General features: G+C 63.4%; 21 protein-coding genes and 1 tRNA gene. 9 read left to right on the forward strand and 13 right to left on the reverse strand.

From position 1 onward, the window contains the following. Window positions 1-156: 156 nt before the first annotated feature. The 4 genes from AB433_RS21500 to AB433_RS19275 all read right to left on the reverse strand — a co-directional run bounded on the left by AB433_RS21500 (window position 157) and on the right by AB433_RS19275 (window position 2,065). Entirely contained in the window at window positions 157-288 is a 132-nt protein-coding gene (locus AB433_RS21500; RefSeq protein ID WP_260181895.1) for a hypothetical protein, read from the reverse strand. A 139-nt stretch (window positions 289-427) separates the two neighbouring features. After that, on the reverse strand, window positions 428-895 hold the full coding sequence (locus AB433_RS01530) for a lasso peptide biosynthesis B2 protein (RefSeq protein ID WP_047819649.1): 468 nt from the start codon (window positions 893-895) through the stop codon (window positions 428-430). Beyond that, window positions 888-1,148 carry a PqqD family protein gene (locus tag AB433_RS01535; RefSeq protein WP_047819650.1) on the reverse strand — a complete coding sequence of 87 codons (261 nt, stop codon included), beginning with the start codon at window positions 1,146-1,148 and terminating at the stop codon, window positions 888-890. Before AB433_RS01535 ends, AB433_RS01530 begins: the two co-directional genes overlap by 8 nt. After that, window positions 1,142-2,065, reverse strand: a complete 924-nt coding sequence (locus AB433_RS19275; RefSeq protein WP_053058929.1) for a hypothetical protein — start codon at window positions 2,063-2,065, stop codon at window positions 1,142-1,144. The genes AB433_RS01535 and AB433_RS19275 overlap by 7 nt, the downstream gene beginning before the upstream one ends. 156 nt (window positions 2,066-2,221) lie before the next feature. Here AB433_RS19275 and rpe point away from each other — a divergent pair, with 156 nt between their 5' ends. From rpe to AB433_RS01565, 6 genes are all read left to right on the forward strand, one after another. Then, on the forward strand, window positions 2,222-2,887 hold the full coding sequence (gene rpe / locus AB433_RS01545; protein ID WP_047819651.1) for a ribulose-phosphate 3-epimerase: 666 nt from the start codon (window positions 2,222-2,224) through the stop codon (window positions 2,885-2,887). 7 nt (window positions 2,888-2,894) lie between these two features. Further along, entirely contained in the window at window positions 2,895-4,727 is a 1,833-nt protein-coding gene (locus tag AB433_RS01550) for a heparinase II/III family protein (RefSeq protein ID WP_047819652.1), read from the forward strand. Between the two features lie 122 nt (window positions 4,728-4,849). Beyond that, window positions 4,850-6,442, forward strand: a complete 1,593-nt coding sequence (gene purH, locus AB433_RS01555; RefSeq protein ID WP_047819653.1) for a bifunctional phosphoribosylaminoimidazolecarboxamide formyltransferase/IMP cyclohydrolase — start codon at window positions 4,850-4,852, stop codon at window positions 6,440-6,442. 143 nt (window positions 6,443-6,585) lie between these two features. Further along, entirely contained in the window at window positions 6,586-6,711 is a 126-nt protein-coding gene (locus AB433_RS21505; protein WP_260181893.1) for a hypothetical protein, read from the forward strand. Window positions 6,712-6,740: 29 nt separating this feature from the next. Further along, window positions 6,741-7,394, forward strand: coding sequence for a peptide-methionine (S)-S-oxide reductase MsrA (gene msrA, locus AB433_RS01560; protein WP_245626551.1), 654 nt, complete (start codon window positions 6,741-6,743; stop codon window positions 7,392-7,394). Between the two features lie 53 nt (window positions 7,395-7,447). Next, complete coding sequence (locus AB433_RS01565) at window positions 7,448-7,921, forward strand: Fur family transcriptional regulator (RefSeq protein ID WP_047819654.1); 474 nt, start codon at window positions 7,448-7,450, stop codon at window positions 7,919-7,921. Here AB433_RS01565 and AB433_RS01570 read toward each other — a convergent pair. The 4 genes from AB433_RS01570 to AB433_RS01585 all read right to left on the reverse strand — a co-directional run bounded on the left by AB433_RS01570 (window position 7,918) and on the right by AB433_RS01585 (window position 12,565). Further along, the gene (locus AB433_RS01570) at window positions 7,918-9,711 is read right to left on the reverse strand and encodes a hypothetical protein (RefSeq protein WP_047819655.1); all 1,794 of its coding nucleotides are present in this window, start codon (window positions 9,709-9,711) and stop codon (window positions 7,918-7,920) included. The genes AB433_RS01565 and AB433_RS01570 overlap by 4 nt on opposite strands. Beyond that, a complete protein-coding gene (locus AB433_RS01575; RefSeq protein ID WP_245626552.1) occupies window positions 9,704-10,138 on the reverse strand; it encodes a GtrA family protein in 435 nt (144 codons plus the stop codon). Before AB433_RS01575 ends, AB433_RS01570 begins: the two co-directional genes overlap by 8 nt. Beyond that, window positions 10,135-11,748 carry an NAD(P)/FAD-dependent oxidoreductase gene (locus tag AB433_RS01580; RefSeq protein ID WP_245626553.1) on the reverse strand — a complete coding sequence of 538 codons (1,614 nt, stop codon included), beginning with the start codon at window positions 11,746-11,748 and terminating at the stop codon, window positions 10,135-10,137. The genes AB433_RS01575 and AB433_RS01580 overlap by 4 nt, the downstream gene beginning before the upstream one ends. Before the next feature lie 145 nt (window positions 11,749-11,893). Further along, the gene (locus AB433_RS01585) at window positions 11,894-12,565 is read right to left on the reverse strand and encodes a PilZ domain-containing protein (RefSeq protein ID WP_053058930.1); all 672 of its coding nucleotides are present in this window, start codon (window positions 12,563-12,565) and stop codon (window positions 11,894-11,896) included. Window positions 12,566-12,827: 262 nt separating this feature from the next. Here AB433_RS01585 and AB433_RS20295 point away from each other — a divergent pair, with 262 nt between their 5' ends. Both AB433_RS20295 and AB433_RS01590 read left to right on the forward strand, forming a co-directional pair. Further along, complete coding sequence (locus AB433_RS20295) at window positions 12,828-12,983, forward strand: hypothetical protein (protein ID WP_169749289.1); 156 nt, start codon at window positions 12,828-12,830, stop codon at window positions 12,981-12,983. A 141-nt stretch (window positions 12,984-13,124) separates the two neighbouring features. Further along, window positions 13,125-13,331, forward strand: a complete 207-nt coding sequence (locus tag AB433_RS01590; RefSeq protein WP_047819656.1) for a hypothetical protein — start codon at window positions 13,125-13,127, stop codon at window positions 13,329-13,331. 14 nt (window positions 13,332-13,345) lie between these two features. On the opposite strand, the gene AB433_RS01595 is transcribed toward AB433_RS01590, so the two are convergent. From AB433_RS01595 to AB433_RS01605, 3 genes are all read right to left on the reverse strand, one after another. Further along, window positions 13,346-13,430: transfer RNA gene (locus AB433_RS01595), tRNA-Leu, on the reverse strand. Between the two features lie 83 nt (window positions 13,431-13,513). Further along, window positions 13,514-13,795 (reverse strand): integration host factor subunit beta, encoded by a 282-nt coding sequence (locus tag AB433_RS01600; protein WP_047819657.1) that lies wholly within the window; start codon window positions 13,793-13,795, stop codon window positions 13,514-13,516. A 196-nt stretch (window positions 13,796-13,991) separates the two neighbouring features. Next, window positions 13,992-14,351, reverse strand: coding sequence for a GntR family transcriptional regulator (locus tag AB433_RS01605; protein WP_047819658.1), 360 nt, complete (start codon window positions 14,349-14,351; stop codon window positions 13,992-13,994). A 149-nt stretch (window positions 14,352-14,500) separates the two neighbouring features. On the opposite strand from AB433_RS01605, the gene AB433_RS01610 reads away from it, so the two are divergent. Continuing rightward, complete coding sequence (locus AB433_RS01610; RefSeq protein ID WP_047819659.1) at window positions 14,501-16,141, forward strand: peptide MFS transporter; 1,641 nt, start codon at window positions 14,501-14,503, stop codon at window positions 16,139-16,141. A 14-nt stretch (window positions 16,142-16,155) separates the two neighbouring features. On the opposite strand, the gene AB433_RS01615 is transcribed toward AB433_RS01610, so the two are convergent. Together AB433_RS01615 and dxs are read right to left on the reverse strand one after the other, a co-directional pair. Then, the gene (locus AB433_RS01615; RefSeq protein WP_156170639.1) at window positions 16,156-16,563 is read right to left on the reverse strand and encodes a hypothetical protein; all 408 of its coding nucleotides are present in this window, start codon (window positions 16,561-16,563) and stop codon (window positions 16,156-16,158) included. Further along, complete coding sequence (gene dxs / locus AB433_RS01620) at window positions 16,563-18,500, reverse strand: 1-deoxy-D-xylulose-5-phosphate synthase (RefSeq protein ID WP_047819661.1); 1,938 nt, start codon at window positions 18,498-18,500, stop codon at window positions 16,563-16,565. Before dxs ends, AB433_RS01615 begins: the two co-directional genes overlap by 1 nt. Window positions 18,501-18,543: the final 43 nt, after the last annotated feature.

Raw genomic sequence — 18,543 nt, forward strand, 5'->3', positions numbered from 1 at the left:
GTGAACTGGAATCGAAAAAGGCGCCGAATCGAACCGTGCGAGCGAAGCCGCAACTCGTTCGATCAGCGCCTCGTCGATGGTTCGCCGACTATGAAAGAAGGCGAACAAGAGGGTGACCTCTTCGATAGTCCCCGGCGGAGCCGGGGCATCAATGTCTTAGCTGACGCTGTGCGAACCCGACCCGCCGTCGGGGCCAGCGGTCACGCCCGACGCCACATCGTCAAGCTTTCCGAGACGATTCAATTCGGGACGGGTCCATGTTTTCTGATTGTCGGAACGCTTGGCCATGTCAGCTCCTGTCGCTGTAAATTCAGAGTAGTTTTCAATCTCGGTTAATAGCTTAACCCGATTCACACGTATTATACAAACCAATTTTTTTGCGGCGCACCATAGAGGCACGCAAAAAGCCATCGGACGGCAAACGTACTTACCCGGTAGCGGTTCCCGGGAAATGGAAACGGATCAAGACACGGTAATCCTGACCGTTTTCGCCCAGAATGGTCTTTTCGCCGATTTCTATCCACGCATGCAAATCGTCGATGGTTCCGCGCAATTGTGCAGGTAACGTACCGATTGCGAGCGTAGAACCGAGCTTTCGGATGTGGAGCATCCAGTGCAGGGCCATGGCCCGTACAAGGCATTTGGTTTCGATCGGAAGCCGCCGCGCACCACGCTCGATCGCGCGGGCCAGCCGCCGGTGCCTTACGTCCGAAGTCATCGCCGGACCGGCTCCAACCAATTGCCGCCCAAGCCACTTTCGCCATCTTCCGAACGCAAAACATGCGACAAGCACCCGCGCCAGCAGCATCCATGCTATCGCTTCTGCCGTCAGCGCCCGTCCAGTCCACGCGCCCGCAGTCAACGCGTCCGGCGCCTGGTCTGCACGGTCATCCATCCCGGATCAGGCCCGCGTCGCGCAGATCGGCAATAAGCGCAGACACATCGGCCGCTATTTCCGGTTCCGGCGCATCGTATTCGCGTGCCAGCTCAGCCGCGATCGCGGCACTGTTGCGCGTACCGTCGATCATCCGCCAAACGCTCAATCCCGTTCCCGCAAGCGACAGGAAATCGCCCGAGGAAAGGTCCATGATTAACGCTTCGCCGTCGATTTCCGTTTCGACGAAACGATCCGGGCACTTGTTCAGCATGGTCCATTCGCCCCCGTATCCAAGCGGTGCCCCGTATTTAAGCGGTGCCCAGCATCCCCGCGATGCGAAGCCGCCGCCTTGCGGATATGATCCGCTATCATCGATACGCCGCGATCGAAAGCGGCTGGATCGCGCGGCCGCGCGAAGCTGTGCATCGCAAACGCCTGCGCAACGCGCGAGAATGCTGCGAAACCCATGGCTGCGTCGCCGCCACGGGCCCGGCGCAAAAGGTCGGTCGTATAATGATCGTCACGCAGCCGCAGCGCGCGGGCGGCACCGCGGATCGGCGCGATCGCGATATCTTGCGCTGTTTCCAGATAGATAAGCTCGCCGATTGGCAGGGGATTTGTCGAGATGCCCGCAATAGGCTCGGCAAAGCGCTTGTCCACCTGCGGGGCAACGCGTTCTTGCGCGGTGGCGCCGGTCATCGTCAGGGCATCGTCGCAAAGCTTGAGCCGCTTGTGGCCCGGCAGTGCGATGATCGCGTCGTCGTCCGACAGGTCGAGAACCAGAGTATCGTCGCAGAACATCGGCATGCCGTGCCTTCCCAAGGCCGCGGCCAATGTGGACTTACCCGCGCCCGAAGGGCCGGTGAAAGCATAGATGCGTCCGTCCCATTCCACGGCCGATGCATGCATCGGGAACAGGCCCCAGATGCAGGCGATGGCGGCATAGACCCCGCCCTTGCGGCAAAGGTCCTCTTCTTCCGGCGTGCTGTCGCCCGAATGTTCGACGGTGATCCCTGCGCCTTTGCGGTAGTGCATGCGCAGCCCGCTTTCCGTGTGGAGCAGATACTGGTCGTCGAACAGATCGTAGCGCCCCGGCAGAAGAGGTTTGCCATGAACATCGCGCGGTACCGTGCCGTATCGGACACGGCTCTCGGCTGTCAGCAAGTCCATGATTTGGGTGCGATCCATAGGCCGGTTCATTAGTTGGCAAGCGGCGAACATTCAATCGCAAGCGCCCTCCGCCGTCCCAATCGGGGACGCGGCCCCCAAGTCGATCCACCTATGTGCAAAACTGCCCGCGCGCGGCTTGTCGCGATTCGCGCGGGTAGGGTAGGGCATTCGGCCATGACCACACCGCTGATTTCGCCCTCCATCCTCTCCGCCGATTTCGCCAGCCTTGGCGAGGAAGTGCGCGCCATCGACGCCGCCGGGGCGGACTGGATCCACGTAGACGTGATGGACGGCCATTTCGTGCCCAACATCACCATCGGTCCCGCAGTGGTAAAGGCGCTGCGCCCGCATACGACCAAGATCTTCGACGTCCACCTGATGATCAGCCCGGTCGACCAGTACCTTGAAGACTTCGCCAATGCCGGGGCCGACATCATTACCGTCCATCCAGAGGCAGGGCCGCACGTTCACCGCACGGTTCAGGCGATCAAGGGGCTGGGCAAATTGGCGGGCATTTCGCTGAACCCGGCGACCCCGGCCAAGATGCTAGACTATCTGATCGACGATATCGATCTTGTCCTGGTGATGAGCGTCAATCCCGGTTTCGGCGGGCAGAGCTTTATCCATTCGCAGCTTCGCAAGATCGAGGCGGTGCGCAAGATGATCGACAAGTCGGGACGCGACATCCGGCTGGAAGTTGACGGCGGCGTCAATGCCGAAACTGCGAAGCTGTGCGTGGATGCCGGGGCCGACGTGCTTGTCGCCGGGTCCGCGACCTTCAAGGGCGGCCCCGCCAAATATGCCGAGAACATCGCGGCGCTGAAAGCGGCGGGAGCTTGATCGGCGGATGGGCGTTGAACCCCCCGAGTTGCACGGTGGCCATACGGGCGACCTGCTGCGCAAGGCACGGGCGGTACCTTTGAGTGACAGTAACGACCAGACCGGGCTGATCGAACCCGGCCCGACGCTTTCCGATGGCGGAGAGCCGACGCTGGCGGATTTTACCCCGCCGCGGCTGGGCATGGTCGATGGGACGATGCGGTTCCTCTATGCGCGCGGGGTTTCGGCGCGCAATCTGGTGCGCCCGTTCCACAAGCCTTCGCGCACGCGCATCCTTGCCACGGTGGACGAGCCGCTGCCAGGCGAACGCGCGCCGGGCATGGCGCTGCGGGCGGGGCATTTCCTGATCGCGGGCAAGCGCATCGGCACCGACCGCGCCGACTATGCCAGCAAGTCGCTGGCTGAGCCGGTGGCGCGGACGATCCACGGCTTTACATGGCTGGCCGATCTGGACGCGGCGGGTACACGCGACAAGGTTGCGCCGGTGGCCGAGGACATCCTGCGACGCTGGATGCTGGCCAACCCCGAAGTGGGTGAGGGTGCGGCGTGGAACGTGGGCCATGCGGGCCTGCGCGTGCTCAACTGGCTGACCCATGCGCCGCTGATCCTGTCGGGACAGGACCGGGCGTTTCGCGCCAGCGTCTTGCGGCACCTGACCCGTTCGGCGTTGTGGCTGGATCGGCAAGCCCCGCGCACCGCCGCCCCGCATGAGGGGCTGCCCGCTTGGGCCGCGATTACCGTGGCGGGATTGCTGTTGCCTGATGGCAAGCCGCGCCGCCTGTTCGGAGAGGCCGGGCTGATCGCCGCGCTGGGCGATGCGGTGGGTGAGGATGGCGGGATGCTGTCGCGCTCTCCGGTCGATCAGGTGGAGACGATCGCGCTGCTGTTGCGGGTGAGCGCCGCCTATCGCGCGTGCCGCCGCGATCCGCCGCAACAGATACAGGTCATGCTTTCCTTGATGACGCCGGCCCTGCTGGCCCTGACCCATGCCGACGGCTCGCTGGGCAGTTGGCAGGGCGCGATCCCGCTGCCTGCCGAACGTGTTGCCCTGATGGCCGAAGCCGCAGATCCGCGTGCTCGCCCGCTGACCGATGCGCGGCAGTGGGGGTATCAGCGACTGGCGGCGCGGCAATCGGTGCTGCAACTGGACGCTGCACCCCCGCCGGGCGGGCGGCAGGCGCATGGCGGTTGTGCGTCGACACTGGCGTTCGAATTCAGCCACAAGGACCAGCGCATCGTCGTCAACTGCGGCGGCGCGGCCTTTGCCGGTGCGGGCGTGCCGCGCCGGATCGAGGACGGTCTGCGCAGCACCGCCGCGCATTCGACTCTGACATTAAGCGACGGCGATTCGACACCGGTCGAGCCGAACGGCAGGCTGGGTTCGGGCGTGAAGGCGGTGACGTTCGGGCGCGGCAAGGACGGGTTGAATTCGGTCCTGCACGCCAGCCACGATGGCTATACCGGGCGGCACGGGCTGTTCCACGAACGCTGGCTCTCGCTCTCCGCCGACGGAACTTTGCTGGAGGGGCGCGACACGCTCTCGCCACGCGGCCGCAGGGCGAAGCGGGGCGAGCATGACTATGCGATCCGCTTCCATCTGGGTCAGGGGATAGAGATCGGGCATCAGCTGGCAATGGGTGAGGATGGCGGCGGTGTTGCGCTGGCACTGCCCGACGGATCGTACTGGCAGGTGCGCTCCCCCGACGCGAAGATGGCGGTCGAGGATTCGCTCTGGGTCGATGCCGGGGGCAGCCCGCGCGAAATCCGGCAACTGGTCCTGACCGGATCGGTCGGGCGCGATGGCGGCTCTGTCGCATGGTCGTTCCGCCGCATGGGCTGACGTGATGCGACGCAGGCTCGCGGTGGAAAACCCGCGGCGCGCTGCGCTTGCGAAGGCGGGATTCAAGGCCTAGAGGCGGCGGCGCAAATAACGCCCGCCTGTTCGTCGAAAGGCCCATTCCCATGCAAGACCCCGTCACAATCCGCCGCGCCCTGCTGTCCGTTTCGGACAAGACCGGGCTGGTCGAACTGGGTCAGGCATTGGCCGCGCGCAAGGTGGAGCTGGTCTCGACCGGCGGCACTGCCAAGGCGCTGCGCGAAGCGGGGCTGACGGTGAAGGACATTTCCGACCTGACCGGCTTCCCGGAAATGATGGACGGCCGCGTGAAGACGCTGCACCCGATGGTCCACGGCGGCTTGCTGGCGGTGCGCGACAATCCCGAACATGCCAAGGCGATGCAGGATCACGCCATCGGCGCGATCGACCTTGTCGTCGTCAACCTCTATCCCTTCGTCCAGACGGTGGCGAGCGGGGCGGACCGCGATACGATCATCGAGAATATCGACATCGGTGGCCCGTCGATGGTGCGCTCTGCCGCCAAGAATCACGCCTATGTCACGCTGCTGACCGATCCGGACGACTATGCCGCGCTGATTACAGAGATGGACGCGGGCGTCGGCGCGACCAGCTTCGATTTTCGCAAGATGCTGGCGGCCAAGGCCTTTGCCGCGACCGCCGCCTATGACGCGGCGATCGCCAGCTGGTTCGCCCATGCCGATCAGGGCCAGAAATTCCCGCCGCGCCGCTCGGTCGCTGCGAAGCTGGTTTCGACCCTGCGTTATGGCGAGAACCCACATCAGGATGCGGCGCTCTATGTGCCCGAAGGTCCGCACGTCATGGGCCTGCCGCAGGCCGAACAGGTGCAGGGCAAGGAACTGTCGTACAACAACTACAACGACGCCAACGCCGCGCTGGAACTGGTTGCCGAATTCCGCGATGGCCCGCCGACGGTGGTGATCGTCAAGCATGCCAACCCCTGCGGCGTGGCGACCGGCGAAACGTTGGTCGAGGCGTGGGACAAGGCGCTGGCCTGCGACAGCGTGTCGGCGTTTGGCGGCATCGTCGCGGTAAACCGCCCGCTGGACGTTGCAACGGCAGAGGCGATCTCGAAGATCTTCACCGAAGTGGTGGTCGCGCCGGGTGCCAGTGACGAGGCGAAGGCGGTCTTCGCCAAGAAGAAGAACCTGCGCCTGCTGATCACGCAAGGGCTGCCCGATCCGCGCCGCGTCGGCCAGAATATCACCATCATCGCTGGCGGCATGTTGCAGCAGGATCGCGACAATGGCGCGGTCGATCCGGCGGCGCTGAAGGTCGTGACCAAGCGCGAGCCGACCGAACAGGAGTTGAAAGACTGCCTCTTCGCGTGGACCGTGGCGCGGCATGTGAAGTCCAACGCCATCGTCTATGCCAAGGACGGTCAGACCGCCGGGATCGGCGCGGGCCAGATGAACCGCCGCGATTCGGCGCGAATCGCCGCGGCCAAGGCGATGGAAGCCGCCGAAACGATGGGCTGGGACATGCCGCTGACGCATGGCAGCGCCGTCGCATCGGACGCGTTCTTCCCCTTCGCAGACGGCTTGCTGTCTGCCGCAGAGGCCGGCGCAACGGCGGTGATCCAGCCGGGCGGTTCGATCCGGGACGAGGAAGTCATTGCCGCCGCTGACGAAAAAGGCATCGCGATGGTCTTCACCGGGATGCGCCATTTCCGCCACTGATTAACGAAAATTGCCGGAAGCCCGTTCGAAACGTGCTGAATCCACCGTTCATCTCCCTGAACGGGTGCTTGTGCTAGGATTCAGACTTTCTTCAGCGACTTTGGTTAATCTGGCAATGAATTCGCAACACGAAAGCCCGAACGATGTCTCTTCTCGACGCCCCGATGCTCCGCAATTTCGCGATCGGTTTCGCCTTGGGCGCGGCAGGTCTTTTCGCGGTGTCGGGCTTCCCGATCGAAACGCAGGCCATCGCTTCGGTTCTGAACTGAAGTCCGCCTTTTCCAAATCGCTGACCATCTTGCTGGGCGCTGCGCTGATCGGCGCGTGCCAGCAGGTACAGCCCGCGCTGGCCGAAGAGGCGGTCGCGGCGCCTCCCGCTAAAATCCGCTCCAGCGAAAGCGGCATGAAGACCGCGATCTTTGCTGGCGGCTGTTTCTGGGGCGTCGAAGGCGTGTTCAGCCATGTGAAGGGCGTGTCGAGCGCGGTCTCCGGTTATCACGGCGGCAGCCGCGCCGATGGCACCTACAAAGCAGTGACAAGCGGAAGGACCGGCCATGCCGAGGCGGTGAAGGTGACTTACGACCCATCGGTCGTGCGCTATGACGAATTGCTGCGCATCTTCTTTGCCGTCGTCACCGATCCGACCCAGCTGAACCGACAAGGCCCCGATCGCGGCCCGCAATACCGCAATGCGCTTGTTCCGATGAGCGCGGAGCAGGCGAAGGTGGCCAAAGCCTATCTGGCGCAACTGGGCAAGGCGGGCCTGTGGGACAAGCCCATCGTCACGAAGATAGAGGCGCAGAAGACCTTCATCGCTGCGGAAAGCTATCATCAGGACTTCATGGCGAAGAACCCGAACCACGGGTACATCCTGCGCTGGGACCGGCCCAAGGTTCAGGCGTTGAAGGCGATGTTCCCGGCAGACTATCGCGCGGCGTTCAAACGGGGCTGATCCGGACGTCTGCGGGGCTGACTTCGCGCGCCGAACGCCTTATATCCCACCGCATGGGAGCAAGCGGACACATCCACAGTGAACATATCGGCGAAGCGCTGACCAACGCCGCGCGCGCCGCTTTGACCGACGCGGGCGAGCAGTGGACCGACTTGCGCGCCGACGTGTTCAACGCGCTGGCGGTCGAAGAAAACCCGCTCTCCGCCTATGACATTGCCGATACGCTGTCGGCGGCGCGGGGCAAGCGGATCGCGCCCAACAGCGTCTATCGCATTCTCGACCTGTTCGTGCGCAACAACCTTGCCAACCGGATAGAGAGCGCGAACGCCTATCTCGTCAACCGGCACCCCGGTTGCCGCCACGACTGCATTTTTCTGATTTGCGACCAGTGCGGGCGCGCCCTGCACCTCGATGACGACAAGCTGACATCGGGCCTGCGCAACGCGGCCAGCGATGCGGGTTATGAGGGCATCTCGACCATCGTGGAACTGCGCGGCACCTGTGCCGATTGCCGCGCCGCTGCCTAACGCTTTACGCGCAAGACGATCACTTCGCCGTTTTCGCCGGGCACCTGCTCCAGCCAATCGGGCAGTTTGCCTGCCTGCAAGTGCGCGGCAAACCCATTGGGCGCGAGCGTGGAATAGGCGTTGCTTTCGTTGATACCGACGCAAAACACCACGTAATCGATCCCGCGCCGCGACACGACTTCGTGTGCGGTGCTGTCGGGGCCGGTGAAAGCGCGCATCGTATCGGCAATCGCGGTATTGGCGCGATGATGCGCGGTGGCCAGCACGCTGTGATCGCTATCGACCAGAATGCGCGGGCCAAGGTCCAGCGGCGCCATGATGCGGGCGGGCTGCATGCCCAGTGCGGGCAGCGCGGCGCGAATTTCGCAGCGTGCGGCAGCGGGTGCGGCGATCGACGATGCCGCTTGCGACGGCACGGCCAGCATCAGGACCGACAGCGGCACGGCGGGGGCCAGCGCCATAACGATGCCTGCGGTGGCGGCGACCTGCCGCCCCGGCTGAGCCCGTAGCGTGCGGATCGACCGCAGCCAGCTTTTCAATTGCCAACCCAGCGGCACGGCTGAGAGCGCCGCCGCATAGACCATCGTCCGGCTGACCAGACAGCCCGTCACCAGCGCCATCGCCACCAGAAACGCATATTCGCGATGCCAGTTGCGCAGCCAGTCGCTGCTGTTCCGGGCCAGATGGAACAACGCGATCAAAGCGATGATCGGCGGGATAATCCGCAGCAGGATGAATTCCAGCGAGTTGTCCCAGATCGGCTGACCCTCCGTCACATTGGCCAGCCACATGTCGCGCGTAACCGGATCGAGGCCCGCGAACGTGCCGCCGGTGCATCGCGGAGCCAGCGCGAATTCAACAGCGACAGCGGCAAGACCCAGCGTGCCGAGTGCAAGCAGGGTGAAGCTGATCGGGCGGTGCGAACCGTGACCAAGGCCCGTGGCCCCGATGGCCAGCACGCCCATCGCCGCCAGCGGGGCCGGGGCCATCGCATCGCAGACCGACGCGCCATAGGGTATCCCGCGCGTGGCGAGATAGATGCCCAGCGAGACCACGAACGTCGATTGCAGCATCGAGACGAGCCACACCCGGTCATGCCAGCATCGGATCCAGCGCCAGAGGCCCACCGCCATGATCGCCGCGACGAGCGGGATCGCCTCCAGCGAAATCGAGAGCCACGCCGCCATCGCGACGCCCGCGATCCACCCGCCCTGCCGCGCATTGCGCGCCATCAGGGCGTTGACCGCGACCAGCGCGCAGATGATCTGCCACCCGTGATGATCGATCCGCATCGGACGCAGTTGATTCAGCAGAGAGGCCGACATCGCGGCGACCAGACAGGCGAGGCCGGTCACTTCCTCATCAAACAGTTTCCACGCCATCCGGCCGATCAGCAGGAACATCAGGTAAAGCGTAGCCAGCGGCACGATGATCGCCGCGGCCAGTTCCGCCCCCGCCGCACCCAGCAGTAGGGTCAGCGGCACGATAACCATCAGCAGCGGAATATCGACCAGCCGCGTCCAGTGCATCGGCGTGCCCTCTGGCGGGGCGACGCGGTATTGCGTCACGTCGAACCAGCTTTGCCCGGCGAGGAAATCGCGCACCTGAAGCAGGCGCAGGATATCGTCGCCGTCGGGAAAGCTGACGCTGGCGATATTGCGGAATTGCGATGCGGTAAGGAGGACCGCGACGACCAGCCACACGATGCTGACACGAATGAGCATCGTGGCATCGAAACTGTGGCGGCGGCGGTCCCCGATCATGGCATCCTCTGGCGCGGCGTCAGCCATTGCCCGTCGCTAGATCGGATTTTTCTCCGAACACGAAACAGGCGCGCAGCGCGTATGTCACTACGAAGCTGGCCCCGATCGCGACCAGCTTGGCCAATCGCGGATCGATACCGAAGGCGGTGCCCGCCGATACGATAGCCCAGGTAAGGGCCAGTCCGACGAGAGCCGAGGCGACGAACAGGCCCTGTTGTTGCGTCCGCCCCGCACCTGCCGCGGCAACGCGCCCGGTAAAGACGAACCGGCTGGACGCGAACCAGTGCGCGGCGATTCCCACCGCATAACCCGCAGCCGCAGCCGCCGGGGCGGCAAGACCAGCGGCCATCAATGCGAAGAAGCAGGCAAGGTCGATGCCCAGCGCCGCGACGCTGGCAAAGCCATAGGCGACGAACCGCCGCATGGCCGGGGCCCGAAGCAGCTGTGCGATCACGCCGCGTCCCGATCCGTATTGGCGGCGCTCTGGGAAACCGGCATCGGCACTCCGCGCATGGACGACAGCGCGGCGGCGCGATCGTCGGCGGTGTGTTCCACCACGCGGGGCAGATCGACTTCGCCTTCGTTGCCGGCCTCGTGATACTCTGCGTCTTCGTTGACGCACCACGTGTCGTAGATGCGCTCTCCGGCCAGGATGTTCTCGACCGTCAGCATCGCGGTCATCATCGCGTGGTCCTGGTTGTTATAACGGTGCATGCCGTTCCGTCCCACAAGGTGGAGCGTGGGATGCTTCGCCTCCAGCTCCTCGCGCATGGCGGAGACGCGATCGGCATAGCCTTCGTCATAGACCGGATAGGCCTTTTCCTGCCGCACAACGCTGCCGCCGATGACGTCGGACGGATCGCAGAGGCCAAGGATCGCCATTTCCTTTTTCGCCAATTCGATCAGATCGGCATCGGCGGAGGCCCAGAGGCCGTCGCCTTCGAAGCAGAAGTATTCGAGGCCGACGCAGGCGACGTCCTGATCCGGCACCATCTCGGGCGACCATGACCGGAAGTTCTGAATACGACCGACCTGCACCTTGCTGTCGTGGATATAGATCCAGTTGTCGGGGAACAGATCCTTTGACTTTACCTTCAGCGCGACGGTCAGGAAGTCGCGGTATTTGAGTGCGCCCGCGTCCAGAACCGTGCCCGGAACCGGCGCAAGCCGCGCGGCAAGTTCGCGCATCGGGGCGCTGGAAATCGCGTCGCGTGCGCGGATCACCGTTTCGCCGCCACCGACGCAAGTGGCGTGGAGACGCCAGCCGCCCTTGGTATCGGCGGCAAGGCGGCGCAGCGAATGGCCCATCAGCACCTGTCCGCCAGCGGCGACGATCTTGTCCCGCGCAGCTTCCCACATCATGCCGGGACCAAGTCGCGGATAGCGGAATTCTTCGAGCAGGGTCTTGGCCTGCATGCCGTTGTTGGGTTTCTTGTTGAGGCCGAGCGAACGCTTCACCCCGTCCCACACCGCGCCCCAGAGCGAGAGGCCCTTGATGCGCTGAGCCGCCCAGTCGCTGCTCATCTCGTCGCAGGGCATGCCCCACACCTTCTCGGTATAGGTCTTGAAGAAGATCGAATAGAGCTTGTGGCCGAACTGGTTGACGGTCCAGTCCTCAAAGCTCTTCACGTTGCGGTTCGGAAATACCTGCGCCTTGGCAAAACTCGCCATGCACAGGGTAGACCGCCACAGACCCAGATTGCGCAGCGCCTCAAACGCGCGCAGCGGATAGCTGTAGAACTTGCCTTCGTAATAGATGCGGCTCATCCGCGGGCGCGAAATGAAGTCATCTGGCAGGATTTCGTTCCACAAGTCCACGACCGGCTTCGACTTCGAGAAGAAGCGGTGTCCACCGATGTCGAAGCGATAGCCGTCGACCTCTACCGTGCGGCTGATGCCGCCGACATAGCGTTCGTCTTTCTCGATAATCGCGACCGTTTTGCCCGCCTTGGTCAGCAGGTATCCGGCGGTCAGACCCGCTGGCCCCGCGCCGATGATGACGACGTCGACGCTGAGTTCGCCCGGCTTGGCCGCAGGTCCGGTGGTGATGGTGCCTTCGTGCACGCTTGGCCCCCTTGTGGAAAATGCCCCGGCCGGTTTGTCCGACCCAAGGCAATTCCTGACCGAAAATGGCTAAGAGGACGTTAACGCGGGCCTTTGTCGGCCATATTCCAATGCGCTGGCGGCCAAGCCTTGGAAATCCGCGCGCTCAGGCGGCAATTCCCGCCGACGGGGCACTACCGCCAACCCCTTCGCGCCAGACGCGCGACAGGTTCTGAAGATTGACCGCGACTTCGGCAATGTCCTCGAATCGGAAAGTCTCGACAAAGGCCAGCCCGTAACCGGGGTGCCGCCGCCAGCGGACCTTGGCATAGACCTCGCCCAGTGCGGGCACGTCGATGCGGACCTGCTGATCCATGGAGAACATGTGATCGCATTCGATCTGCGCGCCCTGATGCGACAAGTCGCGGATCAGCACCGGGATCATCCGGCCCAGTGACTTTACCGTTGCGGGCAGTTCGACGCCGATACGAATCGCGCGTTTGCGGAACGGGCCGTTCTCTCCGATCAGCGAGAGCAGGTCGTTATGTTCGACGAACGACAGGCCCGCGTGGCCGTCCTTAAGCCAGATCAGCGTAACCTCGAACCGGTCTCCGTCGCCGAATTCCAGCCAGAACGTCTTGCCGTCGTTTGGCGGGGTAACACCGAACAGCTTCACCCGCAGCGCATCGCCCGAAATATCGCGCAGCACACAGGGGTACTGCCCATCGGGAAAGACCAGCTTTGCTGTGCGGATCAGGGGGGTTCGTTCGATCCCTCGGCGGGTGGATGCGCCGAACATCGACGCGCTGTCGTACTGAGCAGGGGTTAGGTCGTTCACGCTGCGCGCACCTTTCTGACGTCGTTTGTTGGCAAGGGGCCGCACAAACGCCTACCAGACCCCATCTACGCTTGAGATTGCAACCAATGTATTAACATCGCGTGGGGCGCATGCCCTTGAGACTGCGTATTTTTCCCTAGAAATTGGCGAATTGGTTAACACCGGATTTGCAATGCCTGTCAGGGCGTTTTTCCGGCAGTTGCGATCGCGAGTTGGCACAGCAAAGGGAACTGGCTGGGCACCAGGCCCGTTGGTCGCGGGTATGCCGATAGTCTTTGCCATCGTTGCCATCCTGTTGGGTGCCTGGGTCGCCTTTCGCGACAGCGGCGGACGCCATCGCAAGCCGGTGTGGCAACGCGCTTCGGGCATGGCGGTGATGCTGGGAGGCTTGGTCGGATTCGTTTTCGAATTGATCTGATTAACGCGAAATACGGTCGCCCTGTATCAATTGAGGCAGCGTACGGCTTGTCTACATGATAAACATTGCGCTCCGTTCAAGACATCGAGTCGGGCCGATCCGGCTCTGCGTGGCCTTGCTCTGATCGGGGGTTCGCAACCTATGCATACCTATCAGCTGAGACTTTCCGACGACGACCGTGGCATTGCACGAACGATAGAGTTCGAGGCGGCAGACACCGCGGGCGCGCTCAATATCCTTGGCAATGTGGAACCGGGTCGCCGGGCAGAGCTTTGGGAGGCGGAAAATTACATCTGTTCGCTCAGCCGCGATGGCGACAGCGGCGGCCTTTGGAACATCAACACCTGAAATTATCGGCGCAATGGTGCGGGCGGCGGGACTCGAACCCGCACGAGCAAAGCTCAGGGGATTTTAAGTCCCCGGCGTCTACCATTCCGCCACGCCCGCACAGGCCGCAGCCCTTACGGTGCGGGGCGATCACTTGGCAATGTGCAATCGAATGGTTTGGCGAGTAGACCGCCAAAACGCGATCAGTCGGCGTTCAGCCGGTCACGCATGTCCTTGCCGGCCTTGAAATAGGGGACCTTCTTGCCCGGTACCTCTACCGTCTCGCCAGTGCGCGGGTTGCGGCCTGTGCGCGCGGAGCGTTCGCGGGTCGAAAAGGCGCCGAATCCGCGCAGTTCAACGCGGCCACCGCTGGCCAGTCGTTCGGTAATGGCTTCGAAGAAACAGGAAACCACGGCCTCGACCTCTTCGGGACGAAGCTCCGGGTTTTCTTCCGCCAATGCCTGAATCAATTCAGATCTAATCATTTCTACCCCGCCTGCCGTAGAGCGCGCGACCCAATGCGACAGTGGCCGCCGATCCCGACGGTCAAAGCCTCTATGACCCCGATGCACCACCCCCGATGGGCGCATAGGGTTCTCTAACACTGCCATCGGTGCACGCGGGGTGCAATAACTATTAAAAATGATACGCTTTTGGGACGAAGTTGCCGCCTTGGCGCCGTCAGTCGGCGCGGGCCATCAACTCGTCCATATCCAGGCCCAACAGGCGAATACGTTCTGCAATGGTCGGCCACTCTTCGGTCAGGAACTGATCCCGCTCCGACGCGAGCAAGCGCGAGCGTGCGCCTTCGACCACGGCGATGCCGATCCCCCGACGCACTTCCAGCAAGCCGTCGTCCTGAAACTGCTGATACGCCTTGGCCACCGTCAACGGGTTGGCACCCTGTTCAGCGGAATAGGCGCGGACCGAGGGGAGCAGCGCACCCTCCTTGTACCGACCGGCGATGATCGCAGCGGCGATTTCGTCGCGAAGGCGCAGATATACGGGGCGGGTCGCCTGATGTCCGGTGGGGCGGGGCATAGGTGGTCTAGTGCCATAATACAGCGTATCGGGTCAAGTATGACAGGTGCTTCGCAAACCGGTCACAACTGCAACAATGCGCTTCACATGCGCGTAATAGCGGGTAAGCCTTTGCGCCGAAACGAACCGCAGCCGGGGACAATGCGCGCATGAAGGATATGGCCAGCTGGAACGAGGGTGACTGGATCGCGGCACTGGCAGCGATCGCGCTGTTCGCGGTTCTGGCCATCGGCGGGGTGCTCGCCGCGCGCAAGAGCGAGGAAGTTATCGGCCACCCGCGCGGGCTTTTCGTGCTGTTCTATGCCGAGATGTGGGAGCGGTTCAGCTTCTACGGCATGCGCGCGCTACTGATCCTTTATCTCACGAAATTCTGGCTGTTTTCCGATGGCAGGGCCAGCCTGATCTATGGCGCTTACGGCAGCCTCGTCTACATCACTCCGGTGCTGGGCGGCTATCTGGCGGATCGCTGGCTGGGTCAGCGCAAGGCGGTTTTGTTCGGCGGCGTGGTGCTGGCGCTGGGCCACCTCGCCATGGCGTACGAGGGTGCGCAGGGCGTGACCGATCCGGCGGTGAAGCAGGCCGATTTCGCGATCAACGCGTTCTGGCTGGCACTGGCGCTGATCATCGTGGGTTCGGGCTTTCTGAAGGCCAATATCTCGGTGATCGTCGGTCAGCTCTACAAGATGACCGATACACGGCGCGATGCCGCCTACACCATCTTCTACATGGGCGTGAACGTCGGCGCGGCGCTGGGCACGATCCTCGTCGGCTATCTGGGCGAGACGATCGGCTGGTCGTGGGGCTTCGGCCTTGCCGGCATCGGCATGGTGCTGGGTCTGATCATCTTCGTGATCGGCAAACCCGCGCTGAAAGGCCAAGGTGAGCCGCCAGCGCCCTTGGCCAAGCGGTCGGAGACGACGCTCTATATCGTCGGTGCGGCATCGGTCGTCGTGATCTGGTTCCTGATCCAGTACCAGTCGGTGATCCAGACCCTGTTGATCGTTTGCGGCGTGGCGATGCTGGCCTATACGCTTTACGAGGCTTTCAAGCTGCCCAAACAGGCGAGAGAGCGAATCTTCGCGATCCTGTTCCTGATCGCGCTGAACCCGGTATTCTGGGGCCTGTTTGAACAGGCGGGCGGATCGCTGAACCTTTATACCGACAAGTTCGTCGACAAGGGCGGGGTGCCGACGTCGCTGTTCCAGTCGATCAACCCGATCTACATCGTGATCTTCGCGCCATTGTTCGCGATGTTGTGGCAATGGCTTGGCAGGCGCGGGCTGGAGCCATCGGCCCCCGCCAAGTTCGCGCTGGCGCTGTTTCAGGTGGGATTGGGCTTTCTCGTCTTCGTCTGGGGCGCGGGCACAGGCGATCCGGCGGTGATGACCGGCGTGGTCTTCGTGTTCCTGATCTACCTGCTGCACACCACCGGCGAGCTGTGTCTGTCGCCAGTGGGCCTTTCGGCGATGACCCGTCTGGCCCCGCTGCATCTGGGCAGCTTCATCATGGGCGCGTGGTTCTACATGACCGCGGTAGGCAGCTTCGTCGCGGGCAAGATCGGCGAGGCCACCGGCGGCGAGAGCGGCGAGATGAGCAAGGAGCTGACGCTGTCGATCTATACCGAGATCGGCTGGTGGACGATCGGCATCGCGGCGGTCGTGCTGTTGCTCAGCCCGATCGTGAAGCGGTGGATGCACCTCGATACGCTGGGCCGGTCAGAGCATGATCTTGCGGGCGAAGCCGAACTGGGCGAGCCGCAAGCGGCGGGCGTGCATCCGGGGCGGGAGTGAGGCGGGAATGCTGCCTAACGTATCCCCGTGCTCAGCCAGCGACCATAATTTCTGATAGTGACTGGCTGTTCTTTCGGCCACTCAGGGAGGTCGCTTTCGGAGAATCCATACTGACGCGCGAAATCGCGGGGCCAGTCTATGCTCCAGTCTTCATCGTCGATCGGCAGATCACGGAAAAGATCGTCATCGGGATGTGGCGTCAGACGTGGAGCGAGGTAGAATTTAGTCGTTTCCCAGAGGAACTCAGCGGCCTCCGGTGCACAATCGTTGTACATCAATGCGAGAAACTCAGATTGCTCAAGGTTCTTCCGACGAGCAAACGTAGTATTGATTTGACGACGTGTATTTCGCGCGGCGATTGCAAACAAAAGCCCGAGCCCACCAACCACGACCATGGTCGCGATCAGCGAATCTGGCGTCATCAGGCCCGCGCTTCTTCCACGCCCGCGCTGTTGTGGCCCAGATTTTCCTTATCGAGCGCCTTTAGCACCGTATCGACGATATGCGGCGCGTTCAGCCCCGCCTCGTCGTACTGCTTTTCCGGCGCGTCGTGATCCTGAAACAGGTCCGGCAGCCGCATCGTGCGGATCTTCAGACCGGTATCGAGCAGCCCTTCGTCACTGGCCAGCGTCAGCACGTGTGCGCCCAGCCCGCCGATGGAGCCTTCCTCCAGCGTGATGACGACATCGTGGCTGGTTGCCAGACGCCGGATCAGGTCCTCGTCCAGCGGCTTGGCAAAACGCATGTCGGCAACCGTAGCGGAAAGGCCCTTGGCGTCGAGCTGGTCGGCCGCCTTCAGCGCCTCTGCAAGACGGGTGCCGAGCGACAGGATCGCGACCTTGCTGCCTTCACGCACGATACGGCCCTTGCCTATCTCGAGCTGTTTCGGCGTTTCGGGCATGGCCACGCCGGTGCCCGCGCCGCGCGGATAGCGGAAGGCGATGGGGCCGCTGTCGTGAAGGGCGGCGGTGTAGGTCATGTGGACCAGCTCCGCCTCGTCCGCCGCGGCCATCACCACCATGTTGGGCAGGGTGGCAAGGTAGGTCACATCGAACGAACCCGCGTGCGTCGCGCCGTCCGCGCCGACCAGACCGGCGCGGTCGATGGCGAAGCGCACAGGCAGGTTCTGGATCGCGACATCGTGCACGACCTGATCGAAGGCGCGTTGCAGGAAGGTGGAATAGATCGCCGCGAAAGGCCGCATGCCCTGCGCCGCTAATCCCGCCGCGAAGGTCACAGCGTGCTGTTCGGCAATGCCGACATCAAAACTGCGGTCCGGGTGTGCCTTGGCGAACTTGTCCACGCCAGTACCGCTCGGCATCGCGGCGGTGATGGCGCAGATGCGGTCGTCGGTATCGGCCAGCTTCGCCAGCGTTTCGCCAAAGACATTCTGATAGTTCGGCGGCCCGCCGCTCGACTTCTTCTGCTCGCCGGTGATGACGTCGAACTTGGCAACGCCGTGGTATTTGTCGGCGGATTCCTCCGCCGGGGCATAGCCCTTGCCCTTCTGTGTCACGACGTGAATCAGGCACGGGCCTTCCGCAGCATCGCGCACGTTTTCCAGCACCGGAACCAGCGCGTCCAGATCGTGCCCATCGATAGGACCGACGTAGTAAAAGCCCAGCTCCTCGAACAACGTCCCGCCCATCGCCATGCCGCGGGCGAACTCGTCGGTCTTGCGCGCGGCGTTGTGCAGCGGGCGGGGCAGTTTGCGCGCGAATTTCCGCGCCAGTTCGCGCAGGCCCAGAAACTGCCCGCTCGACACCAGCCGGGCCAGATACGACGACAGTCCGCCTACCGGGGGCGCGATGGACATGTCGTTGTCGTTCAGGATCACGATCAGGCGGTTGCCCGCCTGCTCGGCGTTGTTCATCGCCTCGTACGCCATGCCCGCGCTCATCGCGCCGTCGCCGATCACGGCGATGCCTTTGCCGGGCTGGCCGGTCAGCTTGTTGGCAACGGCAAAGCCCAGCGCCGCGCTGATCGAGGTTGACGAATGCGCCGCGCCGAACGGATCGTACTCGCTCTCGCTCCGCTTGGTAAAGCCGGACAAGCCGCCGCCCTGGCGCAGGGTGCGTATACGGTCGCGCCGCCCGGTCAGGATCTTGTGCGGATAGGCCTGGTGCCCAACGTCCCAAATCAGGCGATCGTCGGGCGTGTTGAAGACATAGTGAATCGCCGTCGTCAGTTCCACGACGCCCAGGCCGGAGCCGAGGTGCCCGCCGGTCTGGCCGACGGCGGCGATCATCTCGCTGCGCAATTCGTCGGACAACTGGCGCAGCTGCGATCGTTCAAGCTTGCGCAGGTCTGCGGGCGTGTTGACGGTATCGAGTAGGGGGGTGGCCGGTTCTGCGGTCATCCCACCGCCTTAGCCGGATAAAACGGCCCTGTCGAACGGGGAA

The organism is Croceicoccus naphthovorans, from assembly GCF_001028705.1.
Classification (GTDB): domain Bacteria; phylum Pseudomonadota; class Alphaproteobacteria; order Sphingomonadales; family Sphingomonadaceae; genus Croceicoccus; species Croceicoccus naphthovorans.